The organism is Lysobacter sp. DMC97, assembly GCF_056313745.1.
Window position 1 is genome coordinate 24,998 of the sequence record NZ_JBQUZR010000001.1, and the last position, 17,246, is coordinate 42,243.

The window sequence follows — 17,246 nt, forward strand, 5'->3', positions numbered from 1 at the left end:
TCGGGACGCCCGTCCTGATCATGGAGACACGATGCAATCCGATGTTCCCGCCACCGCTCCTGCCGCATCGGCGGACGAGGTCGATGCGATCCTGCTGCAGGACCCGATGCAGGCGTTCGCATGCATGGATGCACGTTCCCGCCAGGATTACCGCGACCGTGTGCGCATGTGGGCCGCACGCGCGCGGCGCGACGCACCGGAGGTCGCGCGGCTCGTGGTCGATCTCGCGACGCAGGCTGGCGAGCGCCACGGCCTGTCCGACCGACGCGCGCACGTGGGCTATTTCCTCGTCGACGACGGCATCGCGGACCTTGCCCGTGCCCTGAAGACGAAGACGACCTGGCGCGAAGCCCTGCGCCTGCAGCGACAGGGCACGCTGGTGTTCGCGTATTGCGCGCTGGCGGGCTTCCTCTGCCTCGGCGCCGGCGTGGCGGCGGTCCTGCTGTTCGACATCCGCATGCCGTGGCCGGGCCAGGCCTTGCTGGGACTCGCGGTGGCGCTGTTCCTGAGCGGCATCATCCCGGGCTGGTTCAACATGGTCATCTCGCGCGCGCTGGCGCCGCGCTGGGTGCCGCGGCTCGACTTCCGCCAGGGCATTCCCGATTCGGCGAAGACGCTGGTCGTCATCCCCTGCCTGCTCACGTCGCGCGAAGGCACGCTCAAGCTCGCGCGCACGCTGGAACGCCTCTACCTGGGCAGCGTGCGCACCGGCGTCGGCTTCGCGATGCTGTCCGACTTCGTCGACGCCGATGCCGAGACCGCCGAAGGCGACGACGCGCTGCTCGGACATGCGCGTGCGGAGATTTCCGCGCTCAACGAGCGCCACGGCGGCGGCTTCGCGCTGCTGCACCGGCCGCGCCGCTGGAATCCTTCCGAAGGTCGCTGGATCGGCTGGGAGCGCAAGCGCGGCAAGCTCGAAGAGCTCAACGCGTTCCTCGCCGGCGAGGCGTCGCCCTTCACGACGATGCACGGCGACCTCGCTGTCGTCGACGGCGCGCGCTACGTGCTGACGCTGGACGACGACAACGCCAATCTCTCGCCAGGCGCCATCGCGGCGCTCGCCGGTGCGATGGCGCATCCGCTGCATCGCCCGGTGCTCGACGCCGGCGGCAAGCGGGTCGTGGCCGGCTTCGTGATCATGCTGCCGCGATTCCGGATCAGCCTGCCGGACGACGACGAAGCGAGCCGGATGGAGCAGCTCTTCCAGTCGACGATCGACATCGAGACCGCGGGCGAGCACTACTCGCCCGAGCCGATCGTCGACGTCGACCAGGACGTCTTCGGCGAGACGGTCTACCTCGGCAAAGGCATGTACGACGCCGCGATGTTCCACCGCCTCACCCGCGGGCTCATCGCCGAGAACACCATCCTCAACCACGACGTGCTGGAAAGCGGCCTGCTTCGTGCCGGCCTGGTCAGCGACGTGCTGCTGGACGAGACCTTCGCGCCGACGTTCCTGGCCGCCACCAAGCGCACGCATCGCTGGCAGCGCGGCGACTGGCAGCAGATCCCGTGGCTGTTCCCGAAGATCCGCAACGCCGCCGGCGTCCGCGTCGAGAACACCGTGTCGCTGTTCGGGCGCTGGAAACTGGTGCAGAACATCATGCGGCTGCTGTTCCCGGTGTCGGCCATCCTGTGTTTCGTGGCGGGTTGGGCCACGTCGGGGCGGCCCGGCCCGTGGACGCTCAGCCTGCTGGCGATCGTCTGGCTGCCGTCTCTCTTCGGGTTGCTGCTGGGTGCGATCCGCAGCCTGCTTTCGAGGAATTTCGCGTCGATGCTGCGCGGCATGGGAGCCGCGCTGTCCATGCGCCTCGGCGGCTTCATCTTCGGCGTGCACCATGCCCGCGTCGCGCTCGACGCCGTCCTGCGCTCGAGCTGGCGGATGTGGGTCTCGCACCGGAAGATGCTGGAGTGGACGGCCTCGATCATGGACACCTCGCAGCGCGGGCTCACGCTGTGGCAGTACGTGCGGCTGATGTGGTTCTCGCCCGTCTTCGCGATCGCGGTGTTCCTGCTCGTCGCCAGGGTGAATCCGCCGGCGATCACGAGCGCGATCCCGTTCGTCGTGCTCTGGTCCCTGGCGCCGTGGCTGGCCTGGTGGTGGAGCCAGAAATCCGGCGAAGACGCCTATTCCGCGCAGCCTTCCCAGCCGTGATGGCGAGGCGCCCACCCGCATGCCGGTTCCCCGTCCCGGCGGCATCGAGCCCGGCACCGGAGGAATGCGATGGCGACTGAGGGTTCTGCGATGGAAGCGGTCGACACGGTCGACGCCCTCCTCCACGCGGATCCCGCCCGCGCCTTCGGGCGCATGGACGCGGGATCGCGCGACGACTATCGCGATCGCGTGCAGGCATGGGCCGCACGGGCGCGACGATCCGGTGAAGACATCGCGCGCACGGTGCTCGCGCTCGCGACGACCGCCTGCGACCGCCACGGTCCCGACGATCGCCGTGCCCATGTCGGTTACTACCTGACCGACGCCGGCGTCGTCGATCTCGCCGCGGCCCTGCAACTGCGGTTGCACTGGCGCGAGAAACTGCGCGTGCGCACGTCCGATGGCCTGCTGCTGGCGTACTGCGGCCTGACCTATGCGCTCTGTGCGCTGTACGGCGTGCTGTCTGTCCGCTGGTTCGACATCCGCCTGCCGTGGCCCGGCCAGGCGCTGCTGGCGCTGGCGGTCACGCTGTACGTCGGCGGCATCATCCCCGGCTGGTTCAACATGATCCTCCACCTGTCGCTGGTGCCGCGCCGGATGCCCCGGCTCGATTTCGGCGCAGGCATCCCCGCTTCGGCGAAGACGCTGGTGGTGATCCCCTGCCTGCTCACCTCGCAGGTCGGCATCGAACGGCTGGCGCGCACGCTGGAACGCCTGCGCGCGCGCAACGTGGAGGCCGGCGCGGGCTACGCGATGCTCTCCGACTTCGTCGATGCCGATGCCGAACACGCGGACGGCGATGCGGCGCTGCTCGACGCCGCGCGTGCGCAGATCGATGCGCTGAATGCGCGCCACGGCGGCGGCTTCGCGCTGCTGCACCGGCCGCGTCGCTGGAATCCCGCCGAAGGTCGCTGGATCGGCTGGGAGCGCAAGCGCGGCAAGCTGGAAGAGCTCAACGCGTTCCTCGCCGGCGAGGCGTCGCCGTTCGCGACGATGCACGGCGATCTCGGCGTCGTCGACGGCGCGCGCTACGTGCTGACGCTGGACGACGACAATGCGGACCTCTCGCCCGGCGCCATCCGGCAACTGGCCGGCGCGCTCGCGCATCCGCTCAACCGTCCGGTGCTCGACGACAGCGGCCGGCGCGTCGTGGCGGGTTACGTCATCATGCTGCCGCGCTCGCGCATCAGCCTGCCCGGCGAAGAGGCGCCGACCCGGCTCGAGATGCTGTTCCACACGACCGTGGAGATCGAGACCTCGCGCGGGCAGGACGACGACAAACCCGTCGTCGACGTCGACCAGGACGTGTTCGGCCAGAGCTGCTACGTCGGCAAGGGCATGTACGACGCCCACCTGTTCCATCGCCTGACGCGCGGCCTGATCGCGGAAAACACCATCCTCAGCCACGACATCCTCGAAGGCGCGCTGGTGCGTGCGGCGATGGTCGGCGACCTGACCCTCGACGAGACCTTCGTCCCCACGTTCTACGCCGCCGCGCGGCGTACCCATCGCTGGCAGCGCGGCGACTGGCAGCTGATCCCGTGGCTGCTGCCGTGGATCCGCGACGCCTCGGGCCAGCGCGTGAAGAACACGCTGTCGCTGTTCGGTCGCTGGAAGCTGTTCCAGAACCTCATGCGCGTGATGTTCCCGGTCGCGGCGCTGGTGTGTTTCGTCGCCGGCTGGGCCACGTCGGGCCGGCCCGGCGCATGGACGCTGAACCTGCTGGCGATCGCCTGGATCCCCGCCTTCGTCGGTCTGTTCATCGGCGCCATCGTGATGCTGCTGTCCGGCGACCTGCGATCGATGCTGCGCGGGTTGTGGGCCTCGCTGTCGATGCGCGCGGCCACCTTCATCTTCGCGGTGGACCATGCCCGGAACGCGCTCGACGCGATCGTCCGCGCCAGCTACCGCATGTGGGTGTCGCACCGGAAACTGCTCGAATGGACGGCATCGATCCTGGTGTCGACGCAGCAGGGGCTCACGTTCCCGCAGTACCTGCGATTGCTCTGGTTCTCGCCGGTCTTCGCGATCGCCGTGGTCGCGCTCGTCGTGCGGGTCAATCCGCAGGCCCTGTGGAGCGCCCTCCCCTTCGCCGTGCTGTGGTTCATCGCCCCCTTCGTTGCCTGGTGGTGGAGCCAGACGGTGGCGGCGCCGCGCACGCCGTCCCGACCTTCGCGCGACTGATGCATCCACGCCACGGACATCGTTTCACCATGGAGGACAAGACTGATGCGGATACTCGGTTATTACGGCGGCTTCGGCACGGAGTTCGAGGACGATTCGCCCACCCAGACCCATGATGGCGCCGCGGTGCTGATCAAGGACGGCGACGTCGTCGCCGCGATCGAGGAAGAGCGGCTCAACCGGATCAAGCATTCGTATGCCGCGCCCCTGCGCGCGACCCGCTTCGTGCTGGCGGAGGCGGGAATCGGGCTGGGCGATGTCGACTTCGTCGCGATCCCCTACCGGCCCGAATCCGCCGAACGGCTGCTGCGCAGGCTGTACCGCGAAGACCCGACGGCGACGCATCCGATGGACATCGTCGACGCCCTGCGCGCGCAGTGGCGCGAACACCTCGGGGTGGACGTGCCGCGCGACCGGGTCCGGTTCGTCCCGCACCACATCGCCCACGCCACCGCGACCTTCGCGATGTCCGGCTTCGAAGACGCGCTGGTGATGACCATCGATGGCCAGGGCGACGCCGAATCGGGCCTGGCGCTGGCAGGCCGCGCGGAGGGGCTCGATCTGCTGCGCAGCATGTCGATCCGCGACTCGCTCGGCCATTTCTACCTCGACGCGATCGGCTTCCTGGGCTACCGGCTGTTCGACGAGTACAAGGTCATGGGCCTGGCCCCCTACGGCGATCCGGCGCGCTTCCGGGCCGATTTCGCGCGCATGTGCGAACTGCTGCCCGACGGTCACTGGCGCCTGCATCCGCACCTGCTCGACGAGTTCCACGCCACGCTGGTCCCGCGCCGCAAGGCCGAGCCCATCGTGCAGATCCACATGGACTTCGCCGCCGCCCTGCAGGAAACCCTCGAACGGGCGGTGATGCATGCGCTGCGGCATTTCCGCGCCGCCACGGGGCTGCGCCGGCTCTGCCTGAGCGGCGGCGTCGCCCACAACTGCACCATGAACGGGAACATCCTGCGCTCCGGTCTGTTCGACGACGTCTTCGTGCACCCCGCTTCGCACGACGGCGGCAATGCGCTCGGCGCCGCGCTCGTCGTCCACCGTTCGATCGCCGGCCCCGGCACGCCGCAGCGCCTGCGCAGCGTCTGCTGGGGATCGGACATCGGCGGCCGCGACGACGTCGAAAGCCGGCTGCGCGCGTGGTCGGACGTGCTCGACATCGTGCACAGCGCCGGGATCGAGGAGGACACCGCGGCGCTGCTGGCCGCGGGCGAAGTGGTCGGCTGGGTGCAGGGCCGCTCGGAATTCGGGCCGCGGGCGCTGGGCCATCGCAGCATCCTGGCCGATCCGCGCCCGGCGGCGTTCAAGGGACTGATCAACCGCATGGTCAAGACCCGCGAGTCGTTCCGCCCGTTCGCGCCGGCGGTGCTGGAGGAAGCCGCGGCCGACCATTTCGAACTGCCCGACGGCAGGACCGAATTCCCGTTCATGTCGTTCGTCCTGTACGTGCGGCCCGAGAAGCGCGAGCTGCTCGGCGCGGTGACCCACGTCGACGGCAGCGCCCGCGTGCAGACCGTCTCGCGCGACGCGAATCCGCGGTTCTGGCGCCTGATCGACGCGTTCGGCCGCCGCACCGGCGTGCCCGTGGTGCTCAACACGTCCTTCAACAACAACGTGGAGCCGATCGTCGACTCGATCGAGGACGCCATCGCCTGCTTCCTCACCACCGGCCTGAACGCGCTGGTGGTGGGGGATTTCATCCTGCGCCGGAAGGACGGCGGCGACCGTTCCTCGCTCGTGCCCGGCCTCGCCGACAACGCGCGCCTCGTCGCCACGCGTCGGCGCGAGGCGGACGGTCGTTTCCACGATCGCTTCGAACTGCGCCGCTCGGAATGGAACGGCCACGCCGCGAAGCCGCTGGATGCGGGGATCCACGCCATGCTGCGGGCGATGGACGGCCGTGCCTCGATCGCGGCGCTGGCCGCGACGGCCGGCGTGCCGCTGGACGAGGCCATGCCGGTCATGGACGCGCTGTGGGCGGAACGTTTCCTGGTGATGCGTCCGTCGCGCACGCCCGTCGTCGCGGAGCCGACGCCGTGAACCTGATAGAGTGCATGGCCTTCCCTGCGGCCGCCCCGCGGCATGCGCGGCTGCCGCCGATGCCTTTGCCGATAACGGTACCGATACCGCGGTGCCGCAGCGGTCGGAACCGCACGATGCAGACGGATCGCCATGGCGGATCCGTGGACCCGATGACCAGGAGGTGCCCGCGATGAAACCCTACACCCTCATTTCCGTGGACGGTCATGCAGGCCTGCCGGCCGCGGGCTACCGCGACTATCTGGAGCGCAAGTACCACGCCGCGTTCGACGAAGAGCTGGAGCAACTGGCCGAGATGCGCAAGCACTTCGTCAATGCCGGCAGGAACGTCGCCGACGTGCCGCTGATGTACAAGGCGCACATGCACCGCTACTCGAACCCCGACAACACCGAGATGCAGGAACGCATCCGCGGCGCCTGGGACATCTCGGTGCGCCTGAAGGAACTGGATGCCGAAGGCATCGCCGGCGAAGTGCTGTTCCCGGACGGCCAAGGCTTCAATACCTTCCCCTTCGGCGGGTTCTTCGGCGATCCGAAGTGGGCGGGCGATGCCGAGCTGCGCGTCGCCGGTGCGCGCGCCTACAACCGCTGGCTGGCCGAGTTCTGCGCGTCCAGCGGCGGGCGCCTGCAGGGCGTCGCGATGATCATGCCGTTCGACATCTGGCAGGCCGTGTCCGACGTGCGCTCGGCCTACGCGGCCGGTCTTCGCGGCATCGTGCTGCCGCCGCCGGACGAAACCTATCCGCTCTACCACGAGAGCGTGTTCGATCCGCTGTGGGCAGTGTGCGCCGAACTCGGCATGGCGGTGCATACGCACGGCGGCGATCCGCCGAAGATCTATGGCAACGGCATCGCCTCGCAGACGCTGGCGATCCTCGAACTCGGCTTCTTCCGCCGGCGCATCCTCGCCCAGCTGATCTTCGGCGGCGTGTTCGTGCGCCACCCCAACCTGCGTTTCGTCTACACCGAGCAGGGCATCGACTGGTTGCCCAACCACATCGAGATGCTGGAGCACGTCTACCACAACGACTGGCTGCGGATGGGGCATGCGCCGAAGAAGTGGCTGGCGCTGTCCCCGAAGGAGGCCTGGGCGCGCAACTGCGCCGCCGCCGCCACCGCCGCGACCTACGACGAGGTCCAGCAGATCCGCCGGATCGGCATCGACAACATCATGTGGGGCGCCGACTATCCGCACGTCGAGGGCGGCTGGCCGAACTCGTGGAAGGAGATCCGGCAGGCGTTCGCGACGCTGGACGATGGCGACCGCCGCAAGCTGGTCGGCGAGAACGCCATGCGCTTCTACGGGTTCGATCCCGACGTGATCGCGCCGCTGGTGTCGCGGATCGGGCCGCCCGAAGGCGCGCTGGTCGGCGACGAAGCACCCGCGGGCCCGTCGCCGTTCAACGAGCACGATTTCACCAACGGCTGGGTCAACACCTACGGCGGTTTCGCCCGCAACATGCGCTGGTCGCTCGATTCCTGAGCGGCCGCGGCCGGCGACGGTCCCGATCCGTCAGCCCGGGCACCCGCCGGTGCCCGGTGCCCCGCCCCGCCGAGATGGCGGGGCATTGCGTTTCGCGGTCAGCCCGCATCCTCGATGTTGATGCCCGGGGCGCCGTAGATCGTCGGCGGCTGCCCGCCCGCCACCATCATCAGCATGCTGAGCTGGCCGCGATGGTGCACCTCGTGGCGGAACATCAGGTGCAGCAGATCCATGCGCGTCCACGGCTTGCCGTAGAAGTTCACGCTCTCGTCGACCCAGGCCTCGTCCTTCGACGCGACGATGTCCATCAAGGCCGTGTGGGATGTGCGGAAGGCATCCGTCATCTCGGCGATGCTCTCCGGCTGCCGGTTGGACGGCACCGGATTCTCGCCCTCGGGCTTCGCGCCCATGATCTCCGCGCAGAACCAGCGCTCGCTGATGCAGATGTGCCAGGCCAGTTCGCCCAGTTTCCATCCCTTGCCGGGAACGATGGTTTGCTCGTTGCGGCCCTCGGGGATGGCCGCGAAGACCTCGAGGGTCGTGTTGTACTCGCGTTCCCACGTGTTCAGGGCGCTCTGGATATCGGCTCGCATGCGTAGGGCTCCAGTCTTGGGAGAAACCAGGATTCGTGAACAGGATCAGCGAAATCGAGGGATGCGTGGGATCAGATGACGCGGACGACGCGGCGCGGACGGTCAGACCAGCGTCGCGCCGGGCGAGCGCAGGTAGACCATGAACTGCACGGCGTCGATCTTGCTGAGGCTGTCGAGGTCGGTCTTGCCGAGCCGATTCCACATCAGGTGCAGCAGCAGGTCATCGGAGTAGCCGAGCCGGCTCGCGATGCGTCCGATCGTCTGCTTCTGGACGTCGGTGATGGGGCCGACCGGCCGGGCGCGGGCCGCGAGGTCGGGCGCGACGTAGCGTGCCGTCTGGCCGATGTCCGCGATGATCTTGTCCACCTCCTGGTTTTCCAGGTGCGGCGGACAGAACCGCGACGGCTGCGCTTCGGGCATCACGCGCTCGCAGACGCGGCGCAGCACCGAGCGCATGCCGGCGACCTTGTCGCGCAGCGAGTCCGCCGGTCGCACGTATTCCGCCTCGATCTCCGGCATCGCCCGGGTGTAGACGTTCTCGCCGCGTGATCCCGCCAGCTTCCAGCCGAGGTTCTGGATGTACGAATCCCGGTGCACGTTGTCGACGCAGAGGAAGCGGCCGTAGCGATTGCGCTTGAAGCGCAGGTTGAACGACATCGCGTCGTCGATGTAGCCGAGGTAATGCCAGATCAGCGCCGGCATGTAGATCGTCTCGCCCGGCTCCAGCACCGCGTGGTAGCCGCCCACTTCGGCGACGAAATCCAGCCGCTCCTGCGGCGACATCCGCTCCAGGTAGATGCCCGGCGTCCACGGCGAGGCCGTCGTGGTCCGCAGGTGGAGGCAGGCGTCGGGATTGAACAGGATCACTTCCTTGCGGCCGAACATCTGGTGCAGCAGCACCTGCCGGTGGTCGCCGTCGAAATGCAGGTGCGCCCGGTTGCCGCTGTTGGCGACGAAGATGTTGAGGTAGAGGTCGTGGTCCCCGTACTTGCGCGGCAGGCCGAGGACCTCCGGCACGTCCAGGTCGTCCGCGAGGCAGAAGTCGGGCAGCCGGAACATCCGCATGATGCTCGGCGGGATCTCGTACTCGGTGCACAGCAGCGATGTGTCCGGATGGGCATCGACGTGCGCCCAGTACTCGTCGAACGTCATCGTCGTCTCGACGGCGCTCTCCGGCGATTCCGCCGCGACCGTGTATTCCGTCTGCACGTTCAGCGGCACCTTGCCGAAGGCGGCGCTCGCGTCTTCCCGCGTGCGGATGCGGTCGATCGGCTGCCCCTCGAACAGGCCGGTGATGATGACCGGCGTACCGGTTTCCACGTACTCGCGCAGGAACTTCTCCGGTTCCGGCCTGGAGATTCTCGCGATTGCTTTCGCTGTCATGTCGTTTCCCGTTTTCAGATGGCCCGCAGATCGTCGACGATCTGACTCCTGATCGAACGCACGGCCGGGATCGCGCCCCCGAAGATCCCGATCGCCAGCGCCGCCCCCAACCCCTTCAACACCACCGCCGGCGTCATCGCCACGTCGAACACCAGCTGGCGGAGATCGCCGCCCACCGCCGTGCTCACCGTGCTGCCGTTGGCGACCATCCACGCCACCAGTGCGCCCACCGCGCCGCCGCCGAGCGCCAGCAGCGCCGACTCCACGACGATCGATGCGACGACCACCGTCGACGGGAACCCGAGCGCCCGCAGCGTGGCGATCTCGCGGCGGCGGTCGTCGACGCTGGCGTACATCGCGTTGATCGCGACGAACACCGCACCGAGCGCCATGATCCCGCCCATGACGTAGGCCATGAATTCCAGCAGGCCGTTGAGGCTCTGCGACTCGCGCTGCAGGAACTCCGATTCGCTGAACACGTCCATCGCGATGCCGGGGTTCGCGGCGATCGCCTTCTTGAACGCGTCCATCTTCGAGGCGTCGGGCAGCACGACGGTGACGTTCTGGAACATCGGTCGCTGGCTGACCTCCATCACGACGCTGGCGTCGGCCATCAGTTCGGATTCGCGCACGCTGCGGCCGGACGTGAAGACGCCGACGATCTTCCACTTCGTGTTGTAGGCGGACAGCTCGCCGCCCAGCTTCAGCCCTTCGAACTGCTGCAGCGCCTGCTGGCCGACGACGAGCTCGAACTTGCCGGGGTTGAACATGCGGCCGGCGACGATCCGGATCTCCGGCCGCACCGCCATGACCTCGGGGCCGACGCCGCGGATCGTGCCGTTGACCTCCATGCCGCTGCGCTTCTCGATCAGGGTCAGCGGCGCGACCGCCTCGCCGGTGATCAGCGGCACGCCGTCGGCGCCTTTCCGCGCCGTGGTGGAGTTGCGGATGATGTCCAGCTCGTCTCGCGAGATCGCGCTGGCGATCTCCACGGTGGAGCCGGCGCGCAGCACGACGGCGCGGTCGGGCCGGCCGGCGTCGCGCATCGCGTCGTCGAGGCCGGCGTTCATCGCCAGCACGCCGGAGAACACCGCCACCACGCCGGCGATGCTCAGGCACATGACCAGCGCGTTGAGGCGCCTGCGCGCGAGGTTGCGCAGGTTCATGACCGCCGTGGACAGGATCAGCTTGAATGCATGCATGGGCGTCTCCTCAGCGTCCGGACAGCGCGCCGACGATGCTGAAACGCATCGCACGGACGATCGGCAGGGCCGCGCTGACCAGCGCCAGCGCCACCGCGATGAGCAGACCGGTGACGAATCCGCCCGGCTGCAGGCGCATCGAGCCGAACAACGCGGCCACGGACGGGAACGCCACCGCGGTCAAGGCGAAGCCGGCCGCCGCGGCCAGCAGGCAGAGCAGCAGCGCCTCGCCGAGGATCAATCCGGCGATGCGCGCGGGCGTGAAGCCAAGCGTCATCAGCACCGCCAGTTCGGAGAATCGCTGCCGCACCGACTGCATCATCGTGCTGGCGCTGACCACGAACAGCGTGAACAGCACCGCGATCACGATGACGTTGCTGATCTTGCGCAGGTCGGTGATCTGCCGCCATTGCACGGCGGCGTAGGCGTTCTCGGTGCGCGTGCGGGTCTGGAACGGCGAGTTCTCGGACATCTGGTCGATGGTCTTCGCGATCGCACCGCTCTGCGCCTTGTCCTTGACGCGGACGATGATCAGGTGCACCGCGCCGGCGCCGAACGCACGCGCTTCGTCGAAGTGGTCGAGGTTGATGAAGAACAGGTCGTTCAGCGCCGGCGACGCCTCGGACGGCTGGTAGATGCCGACGATGTCGAAGTACCACGCATCGCCGCCGTCCTTGCGCGGCCAGATCGCCGACTTCACCGGCACGCGGTCGCCGATCTTCCAGCCGAAGCGCTTGGCCAGGTGGTCGCTGATCACCGCGCCGGTCTTGATCCGCGACATCGCCTGCAGCTGGTCGGCGGGCAGGCGCAGTTCGGGATACATGCGGAACATGCGCGGCACGTCCGCCGCGACGATCGGCAGCTGCACGGTCGGCTTCTGGTAGTAGCCGACGAAGTAGGCCCAGTACGCGACGTCCGCGACGCCGGGCATCTTCTCCACTTCCTGCGCGAACGGCACGATCAGCGGGTGGTACATGCTGATCTTGTTCATGACGTAGAGACGGTCGAGGTGGAACCGCTCGGTGACGTGGTCGAGGCCCTGGTTGATGCCGTTGAGCAATCCGAACAGCAGGAACGCGATCGTCATCGAGGCGAAGGTCAGCGAAGTGCGCACGGGCTTGCGCCAGAGCCCTTTCCAGATCAGCAGCCAGTCGTTCATGGTCCCTGCGTCCTCTTCGCCGATGGTGTGGAGCGTCGTTTCATCCGGTCATGTCCTGGTTCGCACGGGCCTGGCGCTTCGCGTCGCCCGTGCATGGTTCAATCGAAGCATCTTCAATTGGAGCATCTTCAATCGGAGCATCGCAGTGCGCGCACGTGGGGGTCGAGCAGCGCCGGGTACGGCGTGTGCGGCATCGACGCGGCGTCGAGCATCGCGAGGTGTTCGGGCGCCAGCCGCAGGCCGGTGACGCCGAGGTTCGCCTCGATCTGCGCGAGCGACGACGCCCCGACCGCCACCGCATCGACGCCGCTGCGATCCAGCGTCCAGCGCAGCGCGACCTGCGCCATCGGGCGCGCGACCTGCGCCGCCACTTCGGCCAGCGTCGATCGGATGCGCATGATGCGCGACGCTTCCGCCGCGTCCGCTGCCCCGACCTCCGCGTCGGCATTCGCCAGCGCGCCGCGCGCCAGCGGGCTCCACGCGACGACGCCGACCCGCTTCTGCACGCACATCGGCAGCAGTTCGGCCTCGATGTCGCGCGCCAGCAGGTTGTAGTGCACCTGCACGCAGCAGTAGCGGGCGAGATTGCGCGTCAGCGCGATCCACAGCGCCTCGTTGAGGCGCCATGCGGTGTGGTTCGAGGCGCCGACGTACAGCACCTTGCCCTGGCGCACGAGCTGGTCGAAGGCGGACAGCGTTTCCTCGATCGGCGTGAGCAGATCATCCGAATGCGCGAGGTAGAGGTCGATGTGGTCGGTCTTCAACCGGCGTAGCGAGGCCTCGCAGGCCTGCACGATGTGCTTGCGCGACAGGCCGGCATCGTTCGGGCCCGGGCCGGTCGGCCGGAACACCTTGGTCGAGAGCACCAGCGCGTGGCGGCGCCCGTCGCACCAGTCGCCGAGCAGCGTTTCGCTTTCCGGCGACGCGTCGGCGGTGTCGATGAAGTTCACGCCGGCATCGACGCTGCGATCCAGGATCGTCCGCGAGACATCGGCGGGCGTGCTCGTCCCGAACGCTGCCGCACCGAGGCACAGCTCGGAGACTTTCAGGCCGGTTCCGCCGAGGAAGACGTGGCGCATGCCCGATGCCTCAGTGGACCGCCGGGGCGTCGACCGCGCGCCCCTTGTCGAGATGCAACTGGCGCGTCGCGCGCGCCGCTGCCTGCGGATCGTGGGTCACCATCACGATGGTCTTGCCCTGGTGCTGGTTCAGCGCGGACAGCAGGTCGAGCACCTCGTCGGCGCTCGCGCGGTCCAGGTCGCCGGTCGGTTCGTCGCAGACCAGCAGCGGTGCATCGGTGACGATCGCGCGGGCGATGGCCACGCGCTGCTGCTGTCCGCCCGAGAGCTGCGACGGCTTGTGGTCGTCGCGATCGGCCAGGCCCACCAGCGACAGCGCCGCGCGCACCCGCTGCCGGCGCTGGGCGCTGCCCAGGCCGGTCAGCAGCAGCGGCACTTCCACGTTCTGCGCCGCGGTCAGCATCGGCAGCAGGTGATAGAGCTGGAACACGAAGCCGATGTGGCGGGCGCGCCAGTGCGCCAGTTCGGTCACGCCCATGGTGGCGATGCGCGCATCGGCGACCACGACTTCGCCCGAGGTCGGCTTGTCGAGGCCCGCGATGATGTTGAGCAGCGTCGACTTGCCGGAGCCGGACGGCCCCATCAGTGCGAGGAATTCGCCCTGCGCCACCTCCAGATCCACGCCGTGCAGCACTTCGACGCCCTGCCGGCCGAGTCCGTACGTCTTCTTCAATCCCTGCAGCGATACCAGGCTCATGCGAAGGTCCTGTCGAAATGATGGGGCTGCGGCGGCATCGCGAACATCGCCTGCAGGCGTGCGCCGAAATCGTCCCCGGCCTGCACCGCGCAGCGCGGCAGCACCAGCGGATGGCTGCGCCGCCAGGCCGGCTGGTTGCCGGTGGTGACGGCGACGGTGAAGCCCGCCCTGCCCGTCACGTCCACCGTCTCCGCGTCGAAGGCGCCGTGCGGATACGACAGCGACTGCACCGCATGCCCGAGCAGCGTTTCCAGTCGCTGTTTGCAGTGTGCGATCTCGTGTTCCTTCGTCGCCGCGGACTGCGCCGGCAGCAGCAGGTGGTGCGCGGTGTGCGCGCCGATCTCCATGCCTGGCAGACGATCCAGCGCGCGGATCTCCTCGGGCGTCATCGGCCGGATCGCCCGCGTCGCCTCCGCCGGCGGCAGCCCGGCCCAGCGCAGCAGCGTCGCGACGCGTTCGCGCTGCCCTTCGAGCGGCAGCGTGTAGAACGTGCGCCGCACGGCATCGAACGCCGCGCGGATCTCGTCCGGCGTGCGCGTGGGCATCGGCTCGGCGCCATCGGCCAGCGCGACATCGAGCATGGCGGGCAAGCCGTCGTGGGCGAACACGCGCTCCAGCGCTTCCCACCAGAATTCCGAGGTTTCGTCGAGCGTGGAGGAGATGATGAAGAAGGTCGCCGGGTGGTCGAATTCCTGCAGGATCGGCACCGCATGCGTCAGCGCATCGAGATAGCCGTCGTCCAGCGTGATCGCGACGCTCTTCTCCGGCGCGTCGCCGCGCGCGAGTGCAGCGGCCAGTTCGGGCAGCGGCAGCACGCGATAGCCCGCCTCGCGCAGCAGCGCCATGTGCGCACGGAATTCGGCCGGCGGCACGCACAGGTCGGTGCCGTCGTCGGCGATGCGGTGGTACATCAGGATGACGGCGTTTCCGGCGAGCGGCTCACCGGCACGCACGTCTTCGGCCACGTCATCGGCAGGGGCATCGGTCATCGAAAGTCTCTCCATGGCATCGTGGCGGCCTCAGGCTTGCCGGTAACGGCCGGTGGCCCAGGCGATCAGGCGCAGTCGCGGCCGCAGCGGGATGGGCTTCGACCACAATTCGCGCACGAGTTCGCGGTAGACGCGCGACCGCTTGCCGAAGGCGGCCGCGTTGCGCCGGAAACGATCGAAATCCAGCGGCACGTCCGGGAAATCCTGCGGTCCGGCCACGGGCGCACGATCGGGCTTGGGCTCGAACAGGCGCAGCACCTGGTCGTTGCCGAAATGGTTGCTGACGACGAACGCTTCGACGCCATCGCTGATGTCGACGAAGCGGAGGGCGTCGTCGATCGCGTCCGGCGTATCGCTGCTGCTCTCGACGCGCCGCCTGAAATCGTCCATGCGTCCGCCGATGAAGGCGGCGGCTTCGCCGGCATGCGTGTCGGGCAGCGACCAGCGTTCCTGCAGGAGCCGCATCAACGCCTCGCCGCGCTCCGGCAGGAACCACAGGTCGGCGATCTGGTGATGGATGGCGAGTACCGTCAGTCGGTGCGTGGGCCATCGGCACAGCAGCGAGAGCCCGGTGGACAGGATCCATCCGCCGCGATGCCAGGCGCAGGTGTAGCCGAGCGGCGCGCGCCGGCTGTGCACGAGTTCCCATTGCACGCCCTTGCGGCTGGCGAGCGTGGCGACCGGCGCCAGCGTGTCGGCGTGTTCGACGGCCGCGCGCTGCAGCGTCTCGATGAAGTGCGCGGGCAGCGCATCGTCGTCGTCCAGCAGCGTGGTCAGCAGCCGGGTGGCCTGCGGCGGCGCATAGGGCTTGAGCCACGTCGTCCCGGTCAGGTCTTCGGACGGATCGTAGACATGCAGATGCGTGCGCGGACGCCCGGCGACCAGGGCCTCCAGCCGTTCGCGCCACGTCGGCGGCAGGTCGCGGTCGACGATGAGGAACCAGTCGAAGTCCTGTTCCGTCTGCGCCAGCAGCGACGGCAGGCAGGTCAGCTCGAACAGGGAATAGCGGAACGCCAGCCGCTCCGGCTGCAGCGGATCGCGCTTGAGCACCGAGACGAGCACGCCGTCGAGACCGGCGGCCGCGGTCGTGTGGCGGTAACTGAAACGGGTGATGACGGCGTGCCAGAGCATGGGTCAGCCCGCGCTCCCGGCGTGCAGTCGCGGGACATCGCGCAGGCCCTGCCAATGCGACAGGTATTGCAGGACGAGCGCATTGAAGCGGGTCGGGTTGTCGAGCATGACTGCATGGCCCGCGCGGTTCACGGTCTCGATCGCGGCCTGCGGCATGAGGGCCGAGAACGCATCGCACCACGCCTTCGTGCACAGCGCGGACGCCGCGCCGCGCACCACCAGCAGCGGGATGCGCATGCGTTGCAGCGCCTGCCACAGTGCGGCGTCGATCGAAGGATCGTGCACCTGGTAGCCCAGCGTGCGATCCGCCTTGAGGCGATATTCGCCGGGTGCAAGCTGTGCCAGCGCATCGGCGGCCATCGCCTCCAGCACGGGCGTCGCCGCCATGGGCATGCTGGCCTGCAGTTGATCGCGATATTCGTCCGTCGATCGATAGCGGAACTTCAGCTGCAGGAATTCCTCGCGGATGTGCGCCGATGCCGCGGCGCTCAGGCCCGGGCCGCCATCCACGAGGATGACGGCCTGCGGCCGGTGCGGCAGGCGCTCCGCGGCGAGGATCGCCACCGAGGCGCCGAGCGAATGGCCGACGAGCACGCAGTCCTGCAGATCGAGTGCACGCGCGACCGCGGTCACATCGGCGACGTGGGTCGCGATGTCGTACCGCCCGTGGCGATCGCGGTCGGAATCGCCGTGCCCGCGCAGATCGACCGCGGCCAGGCCCAGGTCGGGCATGGCATCGGCCAGCGCATCGGCGAGACCACGCCAGACGAAACCGCCATGGCTGAAACCGTGGACGAGGAGCATCCCGGGCGGCCGCGCGCCCCACGTGCGCACGTGCAGCGCGATGCCGTCGTCGACATCGATGTGCAGGGATGCGGAGGTCATTCCGGCTTGTCGACGGGGGCGGCGGACGACGAACGCGCGAGCCGCACGCTGCGCGGCGTGAGGTCCTTCCACACGGCATCGACGTAGTCGAGGCAGGCCTGCCTGCCGGCCGGGCCGTGCACCACGCGCCAGCCGGCGGGAACGGGATTCGATTCGGACCAGAGCGAGTACTGCTCTTCGTCGTTGATCAGGACGATGAAGTCCAGCGAAGCTTCATGCTCAGACATCGTCACCTCTGACGTGGGGTGTGGCGGGCG

General features: G+C 68.7%; 14 protein-coding genes. 4 read left to right on the forward strand and 10 right to left on the reverse strand.

Features of this window, described 5'->3' with window-relative positions; genetic code table 11:
• Positions 1-31: 31 nt before the first annotated feature.
• From ACT53Q_RS00105 to ACT53Q_RS00120, 4 genes are all read left to right on the forward strand, one after another.
• Positions 32-2,155 carry a hypothetical protein gene (locus ACT53Q_RS00105; RefSeq protein WP_476184634.1) on the forward strand — a complete coding sequence of 708 codons (2,124 nt, stop codon included), beginning with the start codon at positions 32-34 and terminating at the stop codon, positions 2,153-2,155.
• 69 nt (positions 2,156-2,224) lie between these two features.
• Positions 2,225-4,339 (forward strand): hypothetical protein, encoded by a 2,115-nt coding sequence (locus tag ACT53Q_RS00110; protein WP_476184635.1) that lies wholly within the window; start codon positions 2,225-2,227, stop codon positions 4,337-4,339.
• 45 nt (positions 4,340-4,384) lie between these two features.
• Complete coding sequence (locus tag ACT53Q_RS00115; protein WP_476184636.1) at positions 4,385-6,388, forward strand: carbamoyltransferase family protein; 2,004 nt, start codon at positions 4,385-4,387, stop codon at positions 6,386-6,388.
• Between the two features lie 172 nt (positions 6,389-6,560).
• Positions 6,561-7,871 carry an amidohydrolase family protein gene (locus tag ACT53Q_RS00120; protein WP_476184637.1) on the forward strand — a complete coding sequence of 437 codons (1,311 nt, stop codon included), beginning with the start codon at positions 6,561-6,563 and terminating at the stop codon, positions 7,869-7,871.
• Positions 7,872-7,969: 98 nt separating this feature from the next.
• Here the strand turns inward: ACT53Q_RS00120 and ACT53Q_RS00125 are convergent, their stop codons facing one another.
• The 10 genes from ACT53Q_RS00125 to ACT53Q_RS00170 form a co-directional block, all read right to left on the reverse strand.
• The gene (locus ACT53Q_RS00125) at positions 7,970-8,464 is read right to left on the reverse strand and encodes a DinB family protein (protein WP_476184638.1); all 495 of its coding nucleotides are present in this window, start codon (positions 8,462-8,464) and stop codon (positions 7,970-7,972) included.
• 102 nt (positions 8,465-8,566) lie between these two features.
• The gene (locus ACT53Q_RS00130) at positions 8,567-9,847 is read right to left on the reverse strand and encodes a cupin-like domain-containing protein (RefSeq protein ID WP_476184639.1); all 1,281 of its coding nucleotides are present in this window, start codon (positions 9,845-9,847) and stop codon (positions 8,567-8,569) included.
• A gap of 14 nt (positions 9,848-9,861) precedes the next feature.
• Entirely contained in the window at positions 9,862-11,049 is a 1,188-nt protein-coding gene (locus ACT53Q_RS00135; RefSeq protein ID WP_476184640.1) for an ABC transporter permease, read from the reverse strand.
• Between the two features lie 10 nt (positions 11,050-11,059).
• Positions 11,060-12,208, reverse strand: a complete 1,149-nt coding sequence (locus ACT53Q_RS00140; protein ID WP_476184641.1) for an ABC transporter permease — start codon at positions 12,206-12,208, stop codon at positions 11,060-11,062.
• Between the two features lie 128 nt (positions 12,209-12,336).
• Positions 12,337-13,287: an aldo/keto reductase gene (locus ACT53Q_RS00145; protein ID WP_476184642.1), complete on the reverse strand. Its 951-nt coding sequence runs from the start codon at positions 13,285-13,287 to the stop codon at positions 12,337-12,339.
• A gap of 10 nt (positions 13,288-13,297) precedes the next feature.
• Positions 13,298-13,984 (reverse strand): ABC transporter ATP-binding protein, encoded by a 687-nt coding sequence (locus tag ACT53Q_RS00150; protein ID WP_476184643.1) that lies wholly within the window; start codon positions 13,982-13,984, stop codon positions 13,298-13,300.
• The gene (locus tag ACT53Q_RS00155; RefSeq protein WP_476184644.1) at positions 13,981-14,973 is read right to left on the reverse strand and encodes a polysaccharide deacetylase family protein; all 993 of its coding nucleotides are present in this window, start codon (positions 14,971-14,973) and stop codon (positions 13,981-13,983) included. The genes ACT53Q_RS00150 and ACT53Q_RS00155 overlap by 4 nt, the downstream gene beginning before the upstream one ends.
• A gap of 30 nt (positions 14,974-15,003) precedes the next feature.
• The gene (locus ACT53Q_RS00160; RefSeq protein ID WP_476184645.1) at positions 15,004-16,104 is read right to left on the reverse strand and encodes a glycosyltransferase; all 1,101 of its coding nucleotides are present in this window, start codon (positions 16,102-16,104) and stop codon (positions 15,004-15,006) included.
• 3 nt (positions 16,105-16,107) lie between these two features.
• Entirely contained in the window at positions 16,108-16,989 is an 882-nt protein-coding gene (locus ACT53Q_RS00165; protein WP_476184646.1) for an alpha/beta fold hydrolase, read from the reverse strand.
• Complete coding sequence (locus ACT53Q_RS00170) at positions 16,986-17,216, reverse strand: MbtH family protein (RefSeq protein WP_476184647.1); 231 nt, start codon at positions 17,214-17,216, stop codon at positions 16,986-16,988. The genes ACT53Q_RS00165 and ACT53Q_RS00170 overlap by 4 nt, the downstream gene beginning before the upstream one ends.
• Positions 17,217-17,246 lie beyond the last annotated feature (30 nt).